The organism is Ciceribacter azotifigens (assembly GCF_048159625.1).
Classification (GTDB): domain Bacteria; phylum Pseudomonadota; class Alphaproteobacteria; order Rhizobiales; family Rhizobiaceae; genus Allorhizobium; species Allorhizobium azotifigens.
This window is the reverse complement of record NZ_JBLQTA010000003.1, coordinates 203,108-221,507: the sequence shown is the minus strand read 5'-3', so window position 1 is coordinate 221,507 and position 18,400 is coordinate 203,108. Positions and strand designations below refer to the sequence as shown.

At 62.6% G+C, this 18,400-nt stretch carries 21 protein-coding genes, 1 pseudogene and 1 riboswitch; of the genes and pseudogenes, 8 read left to right on the top strand and 14 right to left on the bottom strand.

The genetic code is table 11. From position 1 onward, the window contains the following. On the bottom strand, positions 1-969 hold the full coding sequence (gene cysK / locus ACM6UT_RS06185) for a cysteine synthase A (protein ID WP_416796473.1): 969 nt from the start codon (positions 967-969) through the stop codon (positions 1-3). A gap of 135 nt (positions 970-1,104) precedes the next feature. Continuing rightward, positions 1,105-1,722 carry a LysE family translocator gene (locus tag ACM6UT_RS06180; protein ID WP_416796472.1) on the bottom strand — a complete coding sequence of 206 codons (618 nt, stop codon included), beginning with the start codon at positions 1,720-1,722 and terminating at the stop codon, positions 1,105-1,107. A 141-nt stretch (positions 1,723-1,863) separates the two neighbouring features. Between ACM6UT_RS06180 and ACM6UT_RS06175 the strand changes: the two genes are divergently transcribed. Then, positions 1,864-2,496 carry a LysE family translocator gene (locus ACM6UT_RS06175; protein ID WP_416796471.1) on the top strand — a complete coding sequence of 211 codons (633 nt, stop codon included), beginning with the start codon at positions 1,864-1,866 and terminating at the stop codon, positions 2,494-2,496. A gap of 4 nt (positions 2,497-2,500) precedes the next feature. Here the strand turns inward: ACM6UT_RS06175 and ACM6UT_RS06170 are convergent. Together ACM6UT_RS06170 and ACM6UT_RS06165 are read right to left on the bottom strand one after the other, a co-directional pair. Then, a pseudogene (locus ACM6UT_RS06170) lies at positions 2,501-2,688 on the bottom strand (hypothetical protein). Further along, on the bottom strand, positions 2,685-3,593 hold the full coding sequence (locus tag ACM6UT_RS06165) for a DMT family transporter (RefSeq protein WP_416796470.1): 909 nt from the start codon (positions 3,591-3,593) through the stop codon (positions 2,685-2,687). The pseudogene ACM6UT_RS06170 and the gene ACM6UT_RS06165 overlap by 4 nt, the downstream one beginning before the upstream one ends. 107 nt (positions 3,594-3,700) lie before the next feature. Here ACM6UT_RS06165 and ACM6UT_RS06160 point away from each other — a divergent pair, with 107 nt between their 5' ends. After that, positions 3,701-4,159: an Lrp/AsnC family transcriptional regulator gene (locus ACM6UT_RS06160; RefSeq protein WP_416796469.1), complete on the top strand. Its 459-nt coding sequence runs from the start codon at positions 3,701-3,703 to the stop codon at positions 4,157-4,159. Here ACM6UT_RS06160 and dut read toward each other — a convergent pair. Next, a complete protein-coding gene (gene dut / locus ACM6UT_RS06155) occupies positions 4,156-4,626 on the bottom strand; it encodes a dUTP diphosphatase (RefSeq protein WP_416796468.1) in 471 nt (156 codons plus the stop codon). The genes ACM6UT_RS06160 and dut overlap by 4 nt on opposite strands. Positions 4,627-4,717: 91 nt before the next feature. On the opposite strand from dut, the gene ACM6UT_RS06150 reads away from it, so the two are divergent. Further along, the gene (locus ACM6UT_RS06150; protein ID WP_416796467.1) at positions 4,718-6,301 is read left to right on the top strand and encodes a peptide chain release factor 3; all 1,584 of its coding nucleotides are present in this window, start codon (positions 4,718-4,720) and stop codon (positions 6,299-6,301) included. 4 nt (positions 6,302-6,305) lie between these two features. Here the strand turns inward: ACM6UT_RS06150 and ACM6UT_RS06145 are convergent, their stop codons facing one another. Together ACM6UT_RS06145 and ACM6UT_RS06140 are read right to left on the bottom strand one after the other, a co-directional pair. Beyond that, positions 6,306-6,917 carry a LysE family translocator gene (locus tag ACM6UT_RS06145; RefSeq protein WP_416796466.1) on the bottom strand — a complete coding sequence of 204 codons (612 nt, stop codon included), beginning with the start codon at positions 6,915-6,917 and terminating at the stop codon, positions 6,306-6,308. A gap of 82 nt (positions 6,918-6,999) precedes the next feature. After that, positions 7,000-7,800, bottom strand: coding sequence for an AraC family transcriptional regulator (locus ACM6UT_RS06140; protein ID WP_416796465.1), 801 nt, complete (start codon positions 7,798-7,800; stop codon positions 7,000-7,002). Between the two features lie 128 nt (positions 7,801-7,928). Then, positions 7,929-8,026: riboswitch (TPP riboswitch) on the top strand. Between the two features lie 89 nt (positions 8,027-8,115). Between ACM6UT_RS06140 and thiD the strand changes: the two genes are divergently transcribed. Next, complete coding sequence (gene thiD / locus ACM6UT_RS06135) at positions 8,116-8,931, top strand: bifunctional hydroxymethylpyrimidine kinase/phosphomethylpyrimidine kinase (RefSeq protein ID WP_416796687.1); 816 nt, start codon at positions 8,116-8,118, stop codon at positions 8,929-8,931. Between the two features lie 12 nt (positions 8,932-8,943). Here the strand turns inward: thiD and ACM6UT_RS06130 are convergent, their stop codons facing one another. The 3 genes from ACM6UT_RS06130 to ACM6UT_RS06120 all read right to left on the bottom strand — a co-directional run bounded on the left by ACM6UT_RS06130 (position 8,944) and on the right by ACM6UT_RS06120 (position 10,940). Further along, positions 8,944-9,474, bottom strand: coding sequence for a flavin reductase family protein (locus ACM6UT_RS06130; protein WP_416796464.1), 531 nt, complete (start codon positions 9,472-9,474; stop codon positions 8,944-8,946). A gap of 38 nt (positions 9,475-9,512) precedes the next feature. Further along, positions 9,513-9,917 (bottom strand): GFA family protein, encoded by a 405-nt coding sequence (locus tag ACM6UT_RS06125; RefSeq protein WP_416796463.1) that lies wholly within the window; start codon positions 9,915-9,917, stop codon positions 9,513-9,515. Between the two features lie 111 nt (positions 9,918-10,028). Beyond that, entirely contained in the window at positions 10,029-10,940 is a 912-nt protein-coding gene (locus ACM6UT_RS06120; protein ID WP_416796462.1) for a pirin family protein, read from the bottom strand. Between the two features lie 241 nt (positions 10,941-11,181). Between ACM6UT_RS06120 and ACM6UT_RS06115 the strand changes: the two genes are divergently transcribed. Further along, positions 11,182-11,994: a class II glutamine amidotransferase gene (locus ACM6UT_RS06115; protein WP_416796461.1), complete on the top strand. Its 813-nt coding sequence runs from the start codon at positions 11,182-11,184 to the stop codon at positions 11,992-11,994. A 15-nt stretch (positions 11,995-12,009) separates the two neighbouring features. On the opposite strand, the gene ACM6UT_RS06110 is transcribed toward ACM6UT_RS06115, so the two are convergent. The 4 genes from ACM6UT_RS06110 to ubiE all read right to left on the bottom strand — a co-directional run bounded on the left by ACM6UT_RS06110 (position 12,010) and on the right by ubiE (position 16,092). Further along, positions 12,010-12,363 (bottom strand): MmcQ/YjbR family DNA-binding protein, encoded by a 354-nt coding sequence (locus tag ACM6UT_RS06110; protein ID WP_416796460.1) that lies wholly within the window; start codon positions 12,361-12,363, stop codon positions 12,010-12,012. Continuing rightward, positions 12,360-13,580 carry a bifunctional phosphopantothenoylcysteine decarboxylase/phosphopantothenate--cysteine ligase CoaBC gene (gene coaBC, locus ACM6UT_RS06105; protein ID WP_416796459.1) on the bottom strand — a complete coding sequence of 407 codons (1,221 nt, stop codon included), beginning with the start codon at positions 13,578-13,580 and terminating at the stop codon, positions 12,360-12,362. The genes ACM6UT_RS06110 and coaBC overlap by 4 nt, the downstream gene beginning before the upstream one ends. A 98-nt stretch (positions 13,581-13,678) precedes the next feature. Continuing rightward, positions 13,679-15,253: a 2-polyprenylphenol 6-hydroxylase gene (gene ubiB / locus ACM6UT_RS06100; protein ID WP_416796458.1), complete on the bottom strand. Its 1,575-nt coding sequence runs from the start codon at positions 15,251-15,253 to the stop codon at positions 13,679-13,681. A gap of 62 nt (positions 15,254-15,315) precedes the next feature. Then, on the bottom strand, positions 15,316-16,092 hold the full coding sequence (gene ubiE / locus ACM6UT_RS06095; RefSeq protein ID WP_416796457.1) for a bifunctional demethylmenaquinone methyltransferase/2-methoxy-6-polyprenyl-1,4-benzoquinol methylase UbiE: 777 nt from the start codon (positions 16,090-16,092) through the stop codon (positions 15,316-15,318). A gap of 147 nt (positions 16,093-16,239) precedes the next feature. Between ubiE and mutM the strand changes: the two genes are divergently transcribed. The 3 genes from mutM (at position 16,240) to rpsT (ending at position 18,384) form a co-directional block, all read left to right on the top strand. Further along, on the top strand, positions 16,240-17,130 hold the full coding sequence (gene mutM, locus ACM6UT_RS06090) for a bifunctional DNA-formamidopyrimidine glycosylase/DNA-(apurinic or apyrimidinic site) lyase (RefSeq protein ID WP_416796456.1): 891 nt from the start codon (positions 16,240-16,242) through the stop codon (positions 17,128-17,130). Between the two features lie 17 nt (positions 17,131-17,147). Beyond that, complete coding sequence (locus ACM6UT_RS06085) at positions 17,148-17,921, top strand: enoyl-CoA hydratase (RefSeq protein WP_416796455.1); 774 nt, start codon at positions 17,148-17,150, stop codon at positions 17,919-17,921. A gap of 196 nt (positions 17,922-18,117) precedes the next feature. Beyond that, positions 18,118-18,384: a 30S ribosomal protein S20 gene (gene rpsT / locus ACM6UT_RS06080; protein WP_416796454.1), complete on the top strand. Its 267-nt coding sequence runs from the start codon at positions 18,118-18,120 to the stop codon at positions 18,382-18,384. The last annotated feature ends 16 nt before the right edge of the window (positions 18,385-18,400 follow it).

The window sequence follows — 18,400 nt, the reverse complement described above, 5'->3', positions numbered from 1 at the left end:
TCAGCCTCCGAGCCCTTCGAAGAGTGCGGTCGAGAGATAACGCTCCGCGAAAGAGGGGATCACGACGACGATGGTTTTGCCTGCGTTTTCCTCGCGCTGGCCGATCTTGATTGCCGCCGCGAGCGCCGCGCCGGAGGAGATGCCGACCGGCACACCCTCGAGACGGGCGACCAGACGTGCGTTCTCGAAAGCCTCGTCGTTCGTCACCGTGACGACTTCGTCATAGATCGTGGTGTCGAGGACCTTCGGCGCGAAGCCTGCACCGATGCCCTGGATCTTGTGGGGTCCGGGATTGCCGCCCGAAAGGACCGGGCTGTCCGTCGGCTCCACGGCAACGACTTTCAGCGAGGGCTTGCGGGCTTTCAGCACCTGGCCGACGCCGGTGATGGTGCCGCCGGTACCGATGCCGGAGACGAAGATGTCGACGGCACCAGCGGTGTCGTTCCAGACCTCCTCGGCCGTCGTCTTGCGGTGGATTTCAGGATTGGCCGGATTTTCGAACTGCTGCGGAATGACGGCGTCGGACAGTGTGGAAACAAGCTCCTCTGCCTTGGCGATCGCGCCCTTCATGCCCTTCGGTCCTTCCGTTAGCACCAGTTCGGCACCAAGCAGCGCGAGCATTTTGCGACGCTCGATCGACATGGTTTCCGGCATGGTGAGGATTAGCCGGTATCCCTTGGCGGCGGCTGCAAAGGCAAGTGCAATCCCGGTATTGCCCGAGGTGGGTTCCACCAGCACCGTCTTGCCGGGGGTGATCTTGCCCTGTTGTTCGAGCGACTCGATCATGGCGAGACCGATGCGATCCTTGACCGAGGCGAGGGGATTGAAGAATTCGAGCTTGGCGAGCAGGTTCGCCTTCACGCCCTTTTCTTTCGCCAGCTTATCGAGCCGGACGATCGGCGTATCGCCGATGGTTTCGAGAATGGAGCTGTAAACGCGGCCGCGGCCGGGTTTCTTCGTGTCGGACATGGTGCTCTCCCTCAGGGTGGTTTTGGTGAGCGCACAATAGGATCAAAGTCCGCACCGGGCTAGAACCCTTTGCCTACGGCAAGGCATCCCGAGAGAAAAAACGCGCTGGCCGAGCGGAGGTCCCAAATATTTATTTCAGGCCGCCCGGGCAGCGATGTACGCGGCGGTGCTCGCCAGAACGCTGCCCGCCACGCGATTCAGGACCTTGAGCGCAGAAGGCTGCTTGAGCAGCGTTCGCGCCCGAGCAGCGAGCACGATGTAGGGGATGAGTACGGCCATCAGAACAACGAAGGTGATTCCGGCGAGTGCGGCATAGTCCCCCGGTCCGATCGCCTCTAGTGGGATCAGCGTCGGCACAAGGGCGACGTAGAAAAGCATGGTCTTCGGATTTCCGAGCGTGACGAAGAGGCCGGAGAGGAAGGAAGTGCCAAGGCCGCCGCCCTTGCGTGCCTGGACTTCCTGCGGCAGCAGGCCGGCCGTCCAGAGCTTGTAGGCGATGTAGCCGAGGTAGGCGGCGCCTGCATATTTGATGACGAGGAAGGGCGTCACGAATGTCTGCGCGAGGTAGGAGAGGCCGAGGACGACCGCCGTCAGGTAGCAGAGATCGCCGAGGATCAGCCCCAGTCCCATGAAGAAGGTCGGACGGAAGCCCGAGCCGAGCGCCCGGGCCACAATTGCAGTCATGCCGGGGCCGGGAATGGCCGCCGCGATGAACAATGCGCCGGCGTAGGCGAGCAGCGTGGAGAGGGTCATGATGGGCTCCCCGGTCGGATGAACGAACGTTCGCACCGCTAACTGATCAGCATCAAACTTGCAATGGTGACACGATCATTGTTGCCGGTCTCGTTTCCGTCTGCTTTCCACTTGTGCAGCCCTTCAACGAAGAGACCTGTCATGCCGTCCACCGCCTCGCTTCTCGCCTTTGGCCTCATCTGTCTCGGTATGGTGCTTACTCCGGGGCCGAACATGATTTACCTCGTGTCGCGGTCGATCTGTCAGGGACCCGCGGCGGGCTTGGTCTCGCTCGGGGGCGTGGCCCTCGGCTTCGTTGTCTATATGCTGTCGGCTGCCCTCGGCATCACCGTACTGGTGCTCGCAGTACCTTACGCTTATGACGCACTGCGGCTTGCAGGGGCCGCCTATCTCGCCTGGCTGGCTTGGCAGGCATTGCGACCGGGCGGGCGCTCGCCCTTCCAGGTCCGCGAGCTGCCGAAGGACTCGTCCCGGCGCCTGTTCGCGATGGGGTTCGTCACAAGCCTGCTCAACCCGAAAGTTGCGGTGCTGTACCTGTCGCTGCTGCCGCAGTTCATCGATCCGTCCGCCGGCAGCGTGTTTGGTCAATCGGTGGTTCTCGGATTCACCCAGATCACGATAAGCGTCACCGTCAACGCCATGATTGCGGTGAGCGCCGGCGCAATCGCGCTCTTTCTCGCCGGGCGACCCTTCTGGATGACCATTCAGCGCTGGCTGATGGGCACCGTTCTCGCCGGGCTTGCAGTGCGCATGGCAACGGAAGCCCAGCGCTGAAAGCTCAGAACAGTGGCCGCATGAAGCTCGGTTCGTAGCTGAGGATGAAACGGGTCTCCTCCGCGTAGGCGAAATCCGACTGGCCGTGGAGCGTGCCGCCAGCCGCTCGACCAGCGGTATCCAGAGCCGCGCATAGTGCTCGAACTCCTTCGCCTTGTACGGATCGATCACGTAGCGGAGATAGCAGGTTATCGTCGTTGCGAGACCTTTCTTTTCGGCAGGAAAAGCGCTTTCGGCGGCAGATTGAGCGTGGTCGCCACAGCGGCAAAGAGGATTGCTGCGCCGCCGAGCGCCTGCACGGGCGTCAATACATGTCCGAAGGCGGACATGTCCACGATCACCGCCACCACGGGATAGAGGAAGGATAGGGTGCCGGTCAGCACGACCGGCAGCTTCTGGATCGCCGAATAGAGGAACGCATACATGATCCCGGTGTGAACGATGCCGAGGGTTGCCACCATCGCCCAGTTTTGCGGTGCTGTGGGCAGGTTGTGCCAGTCGGCAAGTGGCGCCAGCAGGACCACGCCTGTGCTGACCTGGATCAGCGCGATCAGATAGGGGGAGGTGCCCTTGAGCCACTTGGTTACAAAGGCCGCCACGGCGTAGCAGAAGGCCGCGACGACCGCGAGCAGGATGCCCAGCAGATAGCTGCCCTGTGCGTTATCTTCCGTCGCCGGCCCCGAAAGGGTCATCGCCAGCATCCCGGCAAAGGCGAGCCCCAGCCAGATGAGCTTGTTGGTGGAAACCTTTTCGCCGAGGAAGAGCACACCGAGACCGACAAGCATGAATGGCTGAACGTTGTAGACGATCGTCGCGGCCGAGATGGAAGCGAGCGGATAGGCGGAGAAGAGGGCGAGCCAGTTGAGAACGAGTGCGACGCCACCGATCATCGCCAGAAGCAGCGTGCGTCCGCGAATAATGGCGAGGACGCCGGCGCGATATGCGAGTAATGCCAGAACCGGGGCGCCGATCAGGCATCTCAGGAAGACGACGTTTGCGGGCGATTGCCCGGACTGCAGGACAAACCAGCCGATCGTGCCGGACAGCACCATGGCGACGGTCATATCGAGGATTCCGCTTTTGATTGTGGGTGACATGGCAACCTCCTTGGGATGGTTGCAGCCTAGCGAAGTAGATGGCATAATTGCTTCATCGAAGTGAGGTGAACGCGCTTAAATTCAGAATAAAGTTAGGCGGATGTCCCATGAACGTGAGTTTTATTCAGGCTCTCGATCTCGTCGACCGGAAGATCGTCGAAGCGCTCGCCGGAGATGCGCGTCTTCCGCTCAAGGAGCTTGCTGCTCGCGCAGGGCTTTCCTCGCCGGCCTGCTCAGAGCGGTTGCGACGGCTCGAAGAGCGCGGCGTGCTGACCGGATACGGCGCGGATGTGGAACTGGAAGCGCTCGGCTACCCCCTGCAGGCGATTGTCCGTGTCCGACCGCTGCCGGGTATGCTGCATGTGGTCGAAAAGCTGATCCAGGAGACGCCGGAAATCACCGAAGCTGACAAGGTGACGGGTGACGACTGCTTCATCTGCCGCATGGCCCTGCGCAGCATGACCGATCTCGACCGTATACTCGACCGGATCGCGGAACGTGCGCAGACGAACACGGCCATGATCAAGTCCACGACCGTCAAGCGCCGGCTGCCGCCGGTCATCTAGAGGCCGGTCGAGCCGAAACCGCCTGCACCGCGCACGGTCGTGGAGGTCTCCGTGACTTCCGTGATGTGCACCTGCGTAACCGGTGCAATCACCATCTGGGCGATCCGCATGCCTCGGACGATCTCGAAAGCCTCCTCGCCGAGATTGATGAGCAGCACCTTCACCTCACCGCGATAGTCACTGTCGATGGTACCCGGCGTGTTGAGGCAAGTGACGCCGTTCTTTAAAGCGAGCCCCGACCGCGGACGTATCTGCGCCTCGAAGCCTTCGGGGATTTCCATGATGAAGCCGGTCGGTACCAGCGCCCGCTGGCCGGGCACAAGCGTCATAGGCGCGCTCTCGGTCACGGCCGCGCGCAGGTCCATGCCGGCGGCCCCCGCCGTCTCGTAGGAGGGCAGCGGGATGTCCTCGCCGTGGGCCAGACGGAGAAGCTTGAGGGTCGGACGAATGTCGTTGTGGATGTTCATGCCTCCATTACTTTGCGCGCGATCTGCCGAGGTCAATTGCAATGCCGGCCTTTAATCGCTAGATACGCGGCAATTCACAGGATTCACATTCATGGCTGAAACGCTTGCAGAGGCGGTATCCCGCCGCCGCACCTTCGCGATCATCGCGCACCCGGACGCCGGTAAGACGACGCTCACCGAAAAGCTGCTGCTGTTCGGCGGGGCGATCCAACTCGCCGGTGAAGTGAAGGCGAAGAAGGACCGCATCCAGACCCGTTCCGACTGGATGAAGATCGAGCGCGAGCGCGGCATCTCGGTCGTGACGTCGGTTATGACGTTCGAATACGACGGCAAGGTCTTCAACATCCTCGATACACCCGGTCACGAAGACTTCGCCGACGACACGTATCGCACCCTGACGGCAGTGGACGCCGCGGTCATGGTGATCGATGCCGCCAAGGGTATCGAGCCGCGGACGCTGAAACTCTTTGAAGTCTGCCGCATGCGCGACATCCCGATCATCACCTTCGTCAACAAGATGGACCGCGAAAGCCGCGATCCCTTCGAAATCCTCGACGAAGTGGAAGAGAAGCTGGCCCTCGACACCGCTCCGGTCACCTGGCCGGTCGGGCGGTCGAAAACGTTTTGCGGCTCCTATAATCTTGCGGACAATACTTTCCGCGGATCGGACACGCAGGTCGAGCCGCTGAAAGTCAACGGTCCGCAGAGCGTCGCCGAACACCTGCCGGAGAATGAACGGCAGGCTTTCATCGAGGAACTGGAACTTGCCCAGGAGGCCTGCCGGCCGTTCGACCGCAAGGCCTTTCTCGAAGGCCACCTGACGCCGGTCTTCTTCGGCTCGGCTCTACGCAATTTCGGTGTGCGCGATCTCATCAACGCGCTCGGCGCGTTCGCGCCGCCGCCGCGCGACCAGGTAGCGGACATCCGCACGGTGCACGCTGCCGAAGACCGGATGACGGCCTTCGTCTTCAAAATCCAGGCGAACATGGACCCGAACCATCGCGACCGCATCGCCTTTGCCCGCATCTGCTCTGGCAAGCTGGAGCGCGGCATGAAGGCGCGGCTGTCTCGCACGGGCAAGCAGATGGGTCTCACGGCGCCCCAGTTCTTCTTCGCCTCCCAGCGGCAGCTTGCCGACACCGCCTATGCAGGCGATGTCGTCGGCATTCCGAACCATGGCACGCTCCGCATCGGCGACACGCTGACCGAAGGGGAGCCTCTGGTCTTCCAGGGCGTGCCGAACTTCTCGCCGGAAATCCTGCGCCGTGTGCGGCTCGAGGACGCGATGAAGGCGAAGAAGCTGAAGGAGGCCCTGCAGCAGATGGCGGAAGAGGGCGTGGTGCAGCTCTTCCAGCCGGAAGACGGGTCGCCTGCAATCGTAGGCGTCGTCGGCGCACTGCAGCTCGACGTCCTGAAGGAGCGCCTTTCTGCGGAGTACGGCCTGCCGGTTTCCTTCGACATGCCGCGTTTCTCCGTCTGCCGCTGGATTTCTGCCGATCAGCCGGGCGAACTCGAAAAGTTCATGACCCAACAGCGCGGCAACATGTGCCGTGACCTCGACGGCGATCCGGTTTTCATGGCGCAGGACGCATTTTCGCTCCGCTACGAGGCGGAGCGGTACCCTGCCATCAAGATGGTCGCCATCAAGGAATATCACGTCGCCAAGGCGGCGTGAGTTCCTAACGGTCGGCGACCGCCAGGCGTAACCCGAGCGCTGCGAAAGCGCCGGCAAACGACCGGCGTAGCCACAACTGCAGCCTTGGTCGTGCGATGACGTGGCGCCGCGTGGCCGCGGAGAAGACGCCGTAGCCTATGAAGACCACGAAGGTCAGTCCCATGAAGACGCCGGCCAGTACCAGCATGTGCAGGGACGCGTTTGGGGTGTTCGCCGGAACGAATTGCGGCAGGAAGGCGAGAAAGAAAAGCGACAGCTTCGGATTGAGGATGTTGAGGAGCAGTCCGTCGAGGATGATCTTGCCTGCTCCGGAAGCCGCGCGGGTCGAGGTGACCTGTAGCACACCCTCGTCCCGCCATATGCCCCATGCCATGAGGAGCAGATAGGCGACGCCGAGATACTTGACGGCCTGGAAGGCGAGGGCGCTTGCGTGAAGGAGTGCGGCAAGGCCGGTGATGCTTGCCGCGACATGGGGGATGATGCCGAGCGTACAGCCGAAAGCGGCGATCACGCTCGCCCGCCAGCCGGCGCCAAGACCATAGGCGATCGTGTAGATGACGCCGGTGCCGGGCAAAAGGATGATGATCAGCGACGTCAGGAGGTATTCTGGGGTCATAGCGGCTCTCCTCTTTTGGGCTGGAGAGCGAAGCAGACACCGGAATGCGGCAGCGGGTCTTGAACAGAATTGCGGCTGGTTCTCAGTGCAGGGCCGCTGCATAGGCGCCGGGTGTTACCCCGTATCGCTGGACGAAGGCGCGGGTCATATGACTCTGATCGGCGAAGCCGCTTGCTGCTGCCGCCTCGGCGAGTGGCATGCTGTCGCCGATGAGGCGCCGTGCGACGTCGATCCGCCGCTGGATCTGATAGGCGTGCGGCGTGAAGCCGGTCTGCCGTACAAAGGCCCGAAGCAACTGAAACTTGCTGAGGCCGGCTTCCTGCGCCAATTCGCCGAGGGTCACCGGACGGGCGGGGTCGTCATCGAGCAGTCTTGCTGCGCGCCGGATGCCGGCACTCTTCGCTGCGACCGCCGTCGCGCGAGGCTGTAACATGGAGGCGACGAGTGCCAGAAATTCTGTCTCGCACGCGAGGTGCGCCCCGTCGTCTGCCGTGGCGGCGGCAAAGAACTGTCGAAAGCGCCCCGCGAGGCGGGCGTCCCGGATGACCGGATGCTCGAACTCGAACATCCCCCCGCCGCCCTCGGTGATCTCCAGTGTCGCGGCCGCTATCGTCTCGGGCAGGAGGTAGAGCATCTGCCAGAAACGACCGTGGTCGCCGATCGGCGCGCCGTCGTGCACCTCTCCGGGATTGACCGTGATGATGTCGCCTGGACCCGCCTCCACCACGCCGCGCCCGCTCAGGGACTTCTGCGCACCACGGCGAATGATCCCGATTCCGAAGGCGTCGTGGGTGTGGCGCAGGAAGCTGTGTCGCGTGTCGGCCATGACCGCGGTCACGCCGAAAAGCGCAGTGTTCGCAATTTCGAATCGGCCCTTACTCATGCGCGCGACGGCTCCGATGTGCTGCCTAGGTGGACTCTGCCAGCATCATGCAGAGTGCCAGCTTCGTCTTCCAGCGGCAACCGCCCTGCGACAGCCTGCGTGACAGCGGCGGCGATCTGTGCGACAGGAAGGCGAGACAGGGGCGTCCACCGGAAGGTTGGGCTGAGAAGAACCCTTTGAACCTGAACCAGATCATGCTGGCGGAGGGAGTCGTCCGGAGCCGAAGGTCGTTGGTGCCTGGTTCCGTGACCTTTCCGCACGGAAAGGCTGATGATGAGTGATCTTCGGAGCGCAGACAATACACCGCGGGCACCGGTGATCGCCAACGCCCTGTCCATTGCCGGTTCCGATCCGTCAGGCGGTGCCGGCATACAGGCGGATCTCAAGACGTTTTCGGCGCTGGGCGTGTACGGTATGGCCGTGGTAACCGCCCTGACGGCACAGAGCACGCGAGGCGTGACCGGCATACACGTCGTGCCGCCGGATTTCGTCGCGGAGCAAATCCGGGCCGTCTTCGCCGACATAAGGGTAAGTGCCGTGAAGATCGGCATGATCGCCGATGCGGCGATTGCAGGAGCCGTGGCCGACGTACTCGCGCGTCATGTCGATGTGCCTGTCGTTCTCGATCCGGTAATGATCGCCAAGGGTGGCGCGTCACTGCTGACGGATGATGCGATGACGGTCCTCAAAACACGGCTCTTGCCGCTGGCAACGATCGTCACGCCGAACCTGCCGGAGGCGGCGGCTCTTCTCGGAGAGCCAGAGGCCAGCAGTCGCGAGGAAATGGCAAATCAGGCGCTGCGGCTCGTGGCGCTTGGCGCGAACATGGCGTTGGTCAAAGGGGGGCACCTTCCTGGGGTGGACAGCCCGGATGTGCTCGCCTCTGCGGCGGGCCTCACCTGGTTCGAGGCGCCGCGCGTTGCGACCCGCAACACGCATGGCACCGGCTGCACGCTGTCGAGTGCGATCGCCGCCGAACTTGCGAAAGGAGTGCTGCCGCAAGACGCCGTCGCGGTGGCCAAGACCTATGTCGCTGGAGCGATCGATGCCGCGGATGTCTTGAACGTCGGCTCCGGGCACGGACCTGTGCACCACTTTCATGCGCTTTGGAAAAGCAAAGGCGCAGCATAATCGGCCAGACGGTCAAGGCATCTGCGAGTCGAGCGTGATTTCCTCGCCGTCGATGGCGAATGTGCCGTAGCCGCGATGGTGAATGGTTCGCGGTGCCGTTTGGGCGGGATCGTACCAGGCCTTCACCACCTCCAGCACGAAGAGATTGTAGCGTGGTACGAAACCCTGATCGACCACGCGGCATTCGAGGTTCGCGAAGCATTCGCCGATGAGCGGCGCACGCACCTCCTCGGCGGGCAGCGGCGTCAGGCCGATCGTCGCAAACTTGTCGGTGTCCCGACCGGAGCAATTCCCGACCGCTACGACCTTCTCGGCAAGCTCGACCGTCGGGATGGCGATCACACATTCGCCGGTCTGCTGGAGCGCATGAAAACTGTGGTCCGCCCCGCTGACGATGCACGCGATCATCGGCGGGGTAAATTCCATCATCATGTGCCAGGACATGGCCATGACGTTCGGGCGCTCGTTTTCCGAGGTCGTCAGGAGGACGACCGGGCCGGGCTCGATGAGCTGGTAGACCTTGGCAAGCGGAAATTCCTTCATAGCGGTCCTTCCCCTTTCAGCGAGTTTGTCCCTTGCCTTCAGTCCCGGTCCGTTCCGGGCAGGGCGCGGAGATCATGGACGAACGGCAATGACGAATGCAGCCAGAACTGTCGGCTCGGCATCAGTTGCCGGCGCTGGCGGATCGTGCCGATGCGAATGCCGATCCGGGCGTCGCTTGCATCGCTACTGGCGCGGTAGATCGGCGAGCCGCATTTCGGGCAGAAGTATTGCACACTAACCGCACCACTGTCGCCGACCTTTGTGTAGGCTTTCGGCGCATTGCTGCGAAGGGAGAAACGGTCGCGAGTTGCCGCAACCGTGACACGGTAGGCGCTTCCTGTCAGCGACTGGCAGTCGGTGCAGTGGCAGATCGAGACCTGGGTGGGGTCGATGTCAGCCTCGTACCGCACGTAACCGCAGTGACATTGTCCATCGATATGCATCGGCGCGCCTCCTTCGGGTTCTTCTATGGAACCTAGGGCGGATCGCAGCAGTGTCGAATGTGTTATCCGACGGCGCCGGGCGTGGAGCCCGGCGCCGTCCTCCGCTGAAGCCTAGTGATCGGCCTTGATGAAGGTGCCGTTCTGCAGGTCACGCATTGCCTGCATCAGTTCCTCGCGCGTGTTCATGACGATCGGTCCGTGCCAGGCGACCGGCTCCCGGATCGGCTTGCCGGTGACGAGAAGGAAGCGGATGCCGTCCTCGCCGGCCTGTACCGTGACCTCGTCTCCGGTGTCGAAGACGACGAGGGTACGATTGCCGGAAAGATCCCGGATGTTGAGTTCCTGGCCTTGGTACTCTTTCTCGACCTTTACGCCGAAAGGCTTGGAGGCTTCGCGGAATGTACCGGAGCCGGCGAAGATATAGGCGAATGCGGACCGATAGGTATCGACCGGGAAGCTCTTCCGTTTGCCCGGCGGAACCGAGATGTCGAGATAGACGGGTTCGGCCGCGATGCCGTCGACGGGACCAGTCTTGCCCCAGAAGTCTCCGGTGATGACGCGGACCGCGGTGCCGTCGTCGTCAATGATCACGGGAATGTCCGCGCTCTTGATGTCCTGATAGCGCGGCGCGGTCATTTTCAGCGACGACGGCAGGTTCGCCCAGAGCTGGAAACCGTGCATTCTGCCGGCGAAATCGCCTTTCGGCATCTCCTGGTGCATGATGCCGCTTCCCGCCGTCATCCACTGCACGTCACCGGCACCGAGCAGGCCCTGATTGCCGAGACTGTCGCCATGCTCGACCGTGCCGGCTAGGACATAGGTGATCGTCTCGATGCCGCGATGAGGGTGCCAGGGAAAGCCGCGGATGTAATCCGACGGATTGTCATTGCGGAAATCGTCCATCATCAGGAAGGGATCGGTCATCGACGGATCGCCGAAGCCGAAGACGCGATGCAATTTGACACCGGCCCCTTCCATCGTGGGCGTGGCGCGACTTTCATGTTTCACAGGTCGAATGGACATTGGATTGCTCCTTCCGAGCGGAATTTCAGTTGCCCCCAATATAGGGAAATACGGCGGGCGGCGAAGGCCGTTCGCCGGAACGCAGTGTTCACAGAACGCAATCCTCCGGCGCAAAATGTGATCGCGCCGGCCAGTCAAAATTCGGCCGCGAATGGGCTATTTAGCTTTCGTTATCCAATTAAGGCAAAAATAGTTAATCCCTTGCCGCCATTGGCGGAACGCATCCGGAGTCTATTGCAGCATGTGTCGCTGGGCAGCCTATCGCGGTCAACCGATCTATCTTGAAGAGCTCGTCACCTCGCCCGCGCATTCCCTCATCGAGCAGTCCCACTGCGCGACCCGCGCGAAAACGGCGACCAATGCGGACGGTTTCGGCATTGCCTGGTACGGAGATCGTCCGGAACCCGGTCGGTTCCGCGATGTCTTGCCGGCCTGGTCGGACTGCAATCTGAAGAGCATGGCACGGCAGATCCGTTCGCGGCTCTTTCTGGCGCATGTCCGCGCGGCGACGCATGGTTCCACGCGTCGGGACAATTGCCATCCCTTCGTCTGTGACACCTGGTCCTTTATGCACAACGGCCAGATCGACCACTTCGATCGTCTGCGTCGGTCGATGGAATCGATGCTGGACGACGAACATTTCAATGCACGCGTCGGCACGACCGACTCCGAACTCCTGTTCCTGCTCGCCCTGCAGTTCGGCATGCGCGAGCGGCCTCTCGCCGCCATGGCCGAGGCAATAGGCTTTGTCGAACAACTGAGCCTCAATCTGACCGGCAGCGTAAAGGTGCGGTTCACCGCGGCCTTTTCCGACGGGCATACGCTTCATGCGGTGCGCTACGCGACCGACGCCTACGCGCCGACCCTGTTCGCCGCGCCGATGGGGGCGGGCGGGCACTGCCTCGTTTCCGAGCCGCTCAACGACGACACCGACGCCTGGATGGAGATTCCGGCCGGCAGTGCAGTGACACTTTCGGAAAAGGGGATCGAGGTCACCCGCTTCCAGCCGTCCGTGGACGGTGCGGCTGTGACGAAGCCGGCGATGGCGAGCTGAGCGGCCGTTCGCTTCTCAGACTGGAATACCGAGATCCGCCCTGAGTTTCTTCGTAAGGCCGGCGGCGACCAGATCGTAGGAGCGCTTTAAATAGTGGCGCACTTCAGCATCCGACAGCGCCGCCGTCGAAGAGGCGGCGACCCACTTGCGCTTGGCGAAATAGGGTGCCTGACCGACGCCGTCGAGGGCGGTCAGGATTTCGAAACTCTCCTCGCTGACCTTGAACGCGATCTTGGCGCCGTCGTCATTGAGGACGGCAAATACCTTGTCGCCGACCTTGGCAACGCGTGACCCCCATTGGTCCACGAGGGTCACGCCGGCCAATCCGGTGGTGAAGGCGTCGAAGTTCGCACGTTCGAAGAAGCTCATCGAAATGCTGCCCGGTTCAGGTGCCCGGCGATCCATTTTGCCAGACGCTCGGCGACCGCATCCTTGTCGAGTTCTGGCCATTCCTCGATCCCCGACTTGGTGATCAGCTTCACCCGGTTGCGTGTGCCGCCCATGACGCCGGTTTCCGGTGAAACGTCATTGGCGACAATCAGGTCGGCACCCTTCTTTTCCAGTTTGAGGCGGCCGTTGGCCTCCACATCTTGCGTCTCGGCAGCGAAACCGACGACAACCGTCGGCCGTTGGCCGTGGTGGCCGACGGTTTTCAGGATGTCGGGGTTTTCGGCGAGTTCGAGCGGCGGCGGCGCCTCGCCTGCGAGCTTCTTGATTTTCTGGCCGGAGGACGAAGCGACCCGCCAGTCAGCGACCGCCGCGACCATGACCGCGATATCTGCTGGCAGGCGCGAAATAACCGCATCCCGCATTTCCTCCGCCCGCTCGACGTGAAGGGTGGTGACTCCGGCGGGATCTGGAATGGTTACGGGGCCGGATATGAGGGTGACCTCTGCGCCGAGCTTCGCCAGCGCCGCTGCAATCGCGTGGCCCTGCCGTCCTGACGAACGGTTGGCGATGTAGCGCACCGGGTCGATCGGCTCGTGGGTAGGGCCAGAGGTAACGATTGCCGTCCTGCCGGCAAGCGGTTTCGGGCCGGTGTCCAGAAGGGCTTCTACTGCCGCAACGATATCGAGCGGCTCGGCCATGCGACCGAGCCCCCGTTCGCCCGCCTCCGCCATTTCGCCTTCTGCAGGACCGACGAAGGTCACGCCGTCCGCCTTCAGGAGCGTAACGTTGCGGCGCGTCGCCGGATTCGACCACATCATGGGATTCATGGCCGGAGCCATCAGCACGGGACGCGAGCGTGCAAGCAGCACGGCAGAGGCAAGGTCGTCAGCAAGACCGTTCGCCGCCTTCGCCATCAGGTCGGCGGTGGCCGGGGCTACGACTATCAGGTCGCACTCCCGCGAAAGGCGGATATGGCCGACGTCCTGTTCGTCTTCCCGGGAAAAGAGATCGGTGTAGACATGGCTCGCGGAGAGCGCGCCGACGGCAAGCGGGGTGACGAATTCCTGCGCGGCTCGCGTCATGACCGGCCGCACCGTCGCGCCGCGTTCGCGCAATCGACGGATAAGGTCGAGGCTCTTGTAGGCGGCGATGCCGCCGGAAATGATAAGCAGGATGCGTTTGGCGGATAAGGTCATTTGGTCGTCCGGTCGCTCTTTTGCGCGAAGCTAGCGCAAGGCGTGGCAAATCGAAATCGATTTTCGCGCACCCGCCCGCCGTCGGTCTCGGTGCCGCGTCAGCTGATCTGAATGGCAATGTAGATGAGCGACGCGGCGATGACCCAGAGCGCCAGTCGACCAAGCCGGCCATGACGCGCCTCGGAGCGCCCGATTGCGTCCGTGGTTTCCCGGTCGAGGCGCAGGCCGTTCTCGCTCATCGCCATCAGTTCGGCATGGAATTTCTCGGTCTTTACCGCGATCTCGGGGATCGCCTCGGCAAGGCGCACGGCCGCGTGCAATCCGTCCTTCAGGTCGGTGACGATCCTCTTCGGGCCGAGATTGTCGCGAATCCAGCCGGAAACGACCGGCTCGGACGCCTTCCACATGTTGAACTGCGGATTAAGCATCCGCGCCACGCCCTCGACCACCACCATGGTCTTCTGCAGCATCACGAGCTCGGGGCGGGTCGCCATGTCGAAGAGCTCGGTCACCTCGAAGAGCAACGTCAGCAACCGTCCCATCGAAATGGTTTCGGCCGGCTGGCCGTGGATCGGCTCGCCGATGGCGCGGATTGCCTGTGCGAAGCTCGCGACATTGTGGTGGGAGGGAACGTAGCCGGCTTCGAAATGCACCTCCGCGACGCGCAGATAGTCGCGGGTGATGAAGCCGTAGAGGATCTCCGCCAGGAAGCGTCGCTCCTTCTTGCCGAGCCGACCGGCGATCCCGAGGTCGACGGCGACGATCATGCCGCTTTCGTCGACGAAGAGATTGCCGGGATGCATGTCGGCGTGGAAGAAGCCGTCGCGCAGCGTGTGGCGCAGGAAAGACTGGATCAGCGTGTCAGCCAGCGCGTTGAGATCGTAGCCGGCAGCCCTGAGTGCATCGACGTCGGACATCTTGATGCCGTCGATCCATTCCATGGTGACGACGTCACGCCCGGTGCGCTCCCAGTCGACGGCAGGGACCCGGAAACCCGGATCGTTCTTCGTATTTTCGGCGAGCTCGGAGAGCGCTGCGGCCTCCAGCCGAAGGTCCATCTCGACCTTGGTCGTCTGCTCGAGCGTCCGCGTCACTTCGACCGGCCTCAGCCGTCGCATGTGCGGAAGAAAGCGCTCCTGCAGGCGCGAGACGATGTACATCGCCTCGAGGTCGGCTGCGAAACGCCGGCGGACCCCGGGGCGAATGACCTTGATCGCAACCTTCCGGCGGCCCTTTCCGGTCTCGACTTCGCCGAGGTGAACCTGGGCAATGGAGGCGGCCGCGATGGGCTCATCGAAAGAGGCGTAGAGCTCGCCAACGGGACGTCCAAGCGACTCGCGGATGGAGAGCTTGGCGGCCTCGGTCGGGAAGAAATCCATGCGGTCCTGGAGGCCGGAAAGGTCTTCCGCGATCTCCGCGCCGACGACGTCGGGACGGGTCGCGAGAAACTGGCCGATCTTCACGTAGGACGGGCCGAGGCGGGCCACCGCCTTCGACAGGCGATCCGAGCGGCGTTCGCGCATGGCGCGCTTGCGCGCAAATAGCCCCGCGGCAGACTGGGCGAAGACGACCATCGGCGGCAGACCCTCGGAGGGCAGGGCGGATATCACGCCCTCGCGCACCAAAACCCAGCCGACCCGCGCCAGGCGGAAATATGCGCCGATCGTGCTCATCGTGCGTTTTCAGCCTCGATGGCCCTCTCGAGGAGGGGCTTCATGGACAATGCCCTCATCGGTCAGAGCTTCCAGCCGGAATGCAGTGCGGCGATGCCACCGGTGTAGTTGGTGAAGGTGACGCGCGAGAAGCCGGCCTTCGAGATCATTGCGGCGAAATCGCGCTGGTTGGGGAACTTGCGGATCGATTCCACCAAATACTGGTAGGGCTCGGCGTCACCGGTGATCATCCGCCCGAAATGCGGGATCGCCTTGAACGACCACTCGTCATAGAACCGGTCGAGCAGCGGCATGTCGACCTCCGAAAACTCGAGCACGAGCAGACGCCCGCCGCGTTTCAGCACGCGATGGGCTTCCTTCAGCGCAACGTCGATATGCGGCACGTTCCGGATGCCGAATGCGATGGTATAGGCGTCGAAGCTATTGTCCTCGAAGGGCAGTTCTTCGGCATTCGCCTCCACGAAGGTGACATTGTCGGAAAGTCCCTTCTTCGCCGCCCGTTCGGCGCCGACGGCGAGCATGGAGCCGTTAATGTCGAGCACGGTCGCATGGGCAAGGCGGCCAGAGGCCTCGATGATGCGGAAGGCGATATCCCCGGTCCCGCCCGCGACATCCAGCACCTTGTAGGCGGGATCCTTTCGCGGGTTGAGCGCTGCCACCATGGCGTTCTTCCAGACCCGGTGGAGGCCGGCGGACATGACATCGTTCATGATGTCGTAGCGCTTGGCCACCTTGTGGAAGACGTCGTTGACGAGGCCCTGCTTTTCGCCCTCCTGCACATCGCGGAAGCCATACGATGTCGCCATGCCGCCTTCGGCGGTCGTGCGGGTTTCAGCCATGTGCTCGCTCCATTGTCCTTTATGGCCGGGTGACCATAGCGAAATCGTCCAAGGCACGCTATCTGTCTCGCCGGTACCGGCTGCGACACCTTCGCGCTGGTCTATAGACCACAAGAAGCGTGGTTGAAACAGAAAGATGGGCCAGCAATGCCGGAATTGCCAGAGGTGGAGACGGTCAGAAGAGGGCTCGCGCCCGCCATGGAAGGCGCGCGGATTGGGCGCCTGGAACTGCGCCGTGCCGATCTTCGCTTTCCGTTTCCTCCGGGTTTTGCCGAGCGGGTTTCGGGAACGCGGATTGTCGGTCTCGGTCGCAGGGCGAAATATCTGCTGATCGACCTCGACAGTCGTGAGACGGTCGTTGCGCATCTCGGCATGTCCGGTTCTTTCAGAGTTGAGCAGGAGACGGCAAGCGCAGTGCCGGGCGCGTTTCATCATGCCCGCTCGAAGGATGAGAAGCACGACCATGTCGTTTTTCATATCGAAGGAGCGGAAGGAGCCTTGCGCGTCATATATAATGATCCGCGACGCTTCGGTTTCATGGATCTCCTGCCGCGCGTCGATCTCGACAATTATCCGGCGTTTCGTCAGCTCGGGCCCGAGCCGGTCGGCAATGCTCTCGACGCGGAAGGCCTGGCCCTGCGTTTTGCCGGGCGCAGCCAGCCGCTAAAGGCGGCGCTTCTCGACCAGAGCAATATCGCGGGGCTCGGCAACATCTACGTCTGTGAGGCGCTCTGGCGCGCCGGGCTTTCGCCTAAGAAGCCAGCCGGTGCAACGGTCACGCCGACCGGACGGCCGAAGACGGAGCTTTTCCGCCTCGTCGATGCCATTCGCACGGTGATTGCCGACGCAATCGCCGCCGGAGGCTCGTCGCTGCGTGAGCACATCCGCACGGATGGAACGCTCGGCTATTTCCAGCATACGTTCCGCGTCTATGACCGCGAAGGTCATGCTTGCGCGAACCCCGAATGCGACGGTACCGTGGCGCGCATCGTTCAGTCCGGCCGCTCGACATTCTTTTGCAGCCGTTGCCAGAAATGACTAAGGGAGAGATTGGAATGACTTATGAGACGCTGCTCGTGGAGGTTCGCGGTCGCGTGGCGATCGTCACGCTCAACCGGCCGCAGGCGCTGAACGCGCTTAATTCGACGGTGATGGAGGAGCTGCGCCAGGTGCTCGCGGGCTTCCAGAGGAACAGTGATATCGGCGCCGTCGTCCTCACCGGCTCGGAGAAGGCCTTTGCGGCCGGCGCCGACATCAAGGAGATGCAGTCTCTCGACTTTGTCGATGCCTATCTCGGCGATTTCATCAGCGGGTGGGATGATGTCGCAGGTTTCCGCAAGCCGATGATCGCCGCGGTCTCCGGCTTCGCCCTCGGTGGTGGTTGCGAGCTTGCAATGATGTGCGACTTTATCATCGCTTCCACGACCGCAAAGTTCGGCCAGCCCGAGATCACGCTCGGCGTCACACCCGGCATGGGCGGTTCGCAGCGCCTGACCCGGGCGGTCGGCAAGGCGAAGGCCATGGATCTCTGCCTGACCGGCCGCATGATGGATGCTGCCGAAGCCGAGCGCTCGGGGCTCGTGGCGCGCATTGTCGAGCCGGAACGGCTGCTGGACGAGGCAATCGCCGCGGCCGAAAAGATCGCGGCTTTTTCCGCGCCTGCCGTGCTGATGGCCAAGGAGAGCGTCAATCGCGCCTTCGAACTGACGTTGGCCGAGGGCCTGCGTTTCGAACGGCGTCTTTTCCATTCGTTGTTTGCAACAGAAGACCAGAAGGAGGGCATGACCGCCTTCGTGGAAAAGCGCAAGGCGGCATTCAGGAACCGTTGAGAGCAAAAGCAGCCGGCACCGGGCGGCCTTGGCGAAATTGCGCGTTGACGCCGCTCCGCTTTCCCGCTATATGCCCGCCCACAGTTAGGAAAGCTTCTGGCTTTTCCGCGATTGCTCCCGAATTGCTGAAAGCGTAGGTCGCAAGGACCCGATGCGGCGATGGCGGAGTTTGGTTAGAATTCGAAGAGAGGCATCCATGGCCAATACCACTTCGGCGAAGAAGGCGACCCGCAAGATCGCTCGCCGTACTGCAGTCAACAAGGCTCGCCGTTCGCGGGTTCGTGGTTTCATTCGTAAGGTCGAAGAGGCCATCGCTTCCGGCGACGTCGCCGTAGCGCGTGAAGCTCTCAAGGCGGCCCAGCCCGAGCTGCATCGTGCGGCGACCAAGGGTGTCGTTCATGCCAATACCGCATCGCGCAAGATCTCGCGTCTTGCCCAGCGGGTTAAGGCACTGGCTGTCTAATTTAAGACACAAAATT

What these genes read in the sequence shown, in the direction of transcription:
- ACM6UT_RS06085 (WP_416796455.1), top strand. Translation starts at nt 17,148, where the DNA reads ATGACTTATGAGACGCTGCTCGTGGAGGTTCGCGGTCGCGTGGCGATC.
- ACM6UT_RS06145 (WP_416796466.1), bottom strand. Translation starts at nt 6,917, where the DNA reads ATGACCCCAGAATACCTCCTGACGTCGCTGATCATCATCCTTTTGCCC.
- ACM6UT_RS06140 (WP_416796465.1), bottom strand. Translation starts at nt 7,800, where the DNA reads ATGAGTAAGGGCCGATTCGAAATTGCGAACACTGCGCTTTTCGGCGTG.
- ACM6UT_RS06120 (WP_416796462.1), bottom strand. Translation starts at nt 10,940, where the DNA reads ATGTCCATTCGACCTGTGAAACATGAAAGTCGCGCCACGCCCACGATG.
- ACM6UT_RS06165 (WP_416796470.1), bottom strand. Translation starts at nt 3,593, where the DNA reads ATGTCACCCACAATCAAAAGCGGAATCCTCGATATGACCGTCGCCATG.
- dut (WP_416796468.1), bottom strand. Translation starts at nt 4,626, where the DNA reads ATGAACATCCACAACGACATTCGTCCGACCCTCAAGCTTCTCCGTCTG.
- ACM6UT_RS06125 (WP_416796463.1), bottom strand. Translation starts at nt 9,917, where the DNA reads ATGCATATCGATGGACAATGTCACTGCGGTTACGTGCGGTACGAGGCT.
- ACM6UT_RS06115 (WP_416796461.1), top strand. Translation starts at nt 11,182, where the DNA reads ATGTGTCGCTGGGCAGCCTATCGCGGTCAACCGATCTATCTTGAAGAG.
- ACM6UT_RS06130 (WP_416796464.1), bottom strand. Translation starts at nt 9,474, where the DNA reads ATGAAGGAATTTCCGCTTGCCAAGGTCTACCAGCTCATCGAGCCCGGC.
- ACM6UT_RS06180 (WP_416796472.1), bottom strand. Translation starts at nt 1,722, where the DNA reads ATGACCCTCTCCACGCTGCTCGCCTACGCCGGCGCATTGTTCATCGCG.
- mutM (WP_416796456.1), top strand. Translation starts at nt 16,240, where the DNA reads ATGCCGGAATTGCCAGAGGTGGAGACGGTCAGAAGAGGGCTCGCGCCC.
- ACM6UT_RS06110 (WP_416796460.1), bottom strand. Translation starts at nt 12,363, where the DNA reads ATGAGCTTCTTCGAACGTGCGAACTTCGACGCCTTCACCACCGGATTG.
- ubiB (WP_416796458.1), bottom strand. Translation starts at nt 15,253, where the DNA reads ATGAGCACGATCGGCGCATATTTCCGCCTGGCGCGGGTCGGCTGGGTT.
- ubiE (WP_416796457.1), bottom strand. Translation starts at nt 16,092, where the DNA reads ATGGCTGAAACCCGCACGACCGCCGAAGGCGGCATGGCGACATCGTAT.
- coaBC (WP_416796459.1), bottom strand. Translation starts at nt 13,580, where the DNA reads ATGACCTTATCCGCCAAACGCATCCTGCTTATCATTTCCGGCGGCATC.
- ACM6UT_RS06160 (WP_416796469.1), top strand. Translation starts at nt 3,701, where the DNA reads ATGAACGTGAGTTTTATTCAGGCTCTCGATCTCGTCGACCGGAAGATC.
- ACM6UT_RS06175 (WP_416796471.1), top strand. Translation starts at nt 1,864, where the DNA reads ATGCCGTCCACCGCCTCGCTTCTCGCCTTTGGCCTCATCTGTCTCGGT.
- cysK (WP_416796473.1), bottom strand. Translation starts at nt 969, where the DNA reads ATGTCCGACACGAAGAAACCCGGCCGCGGCCGCGTTTACAGCTCCATT.
- rpsT (WP_416796454.1), top strand. Translation starts at nt 18,118, where the DNA reads ATGGCCAATACCACTTCGGCGAAGAAGGCGACCCGCAAGATCGCTCGC.
- ACM6UT_RS06150 (WP_416796467.1), top strand. Translation starts at nt 4,718, where the DNA reads ATGGCTGAAACGCTTGCAGAGGCGGTATCCCGCCGCCGCACCTTCGCG.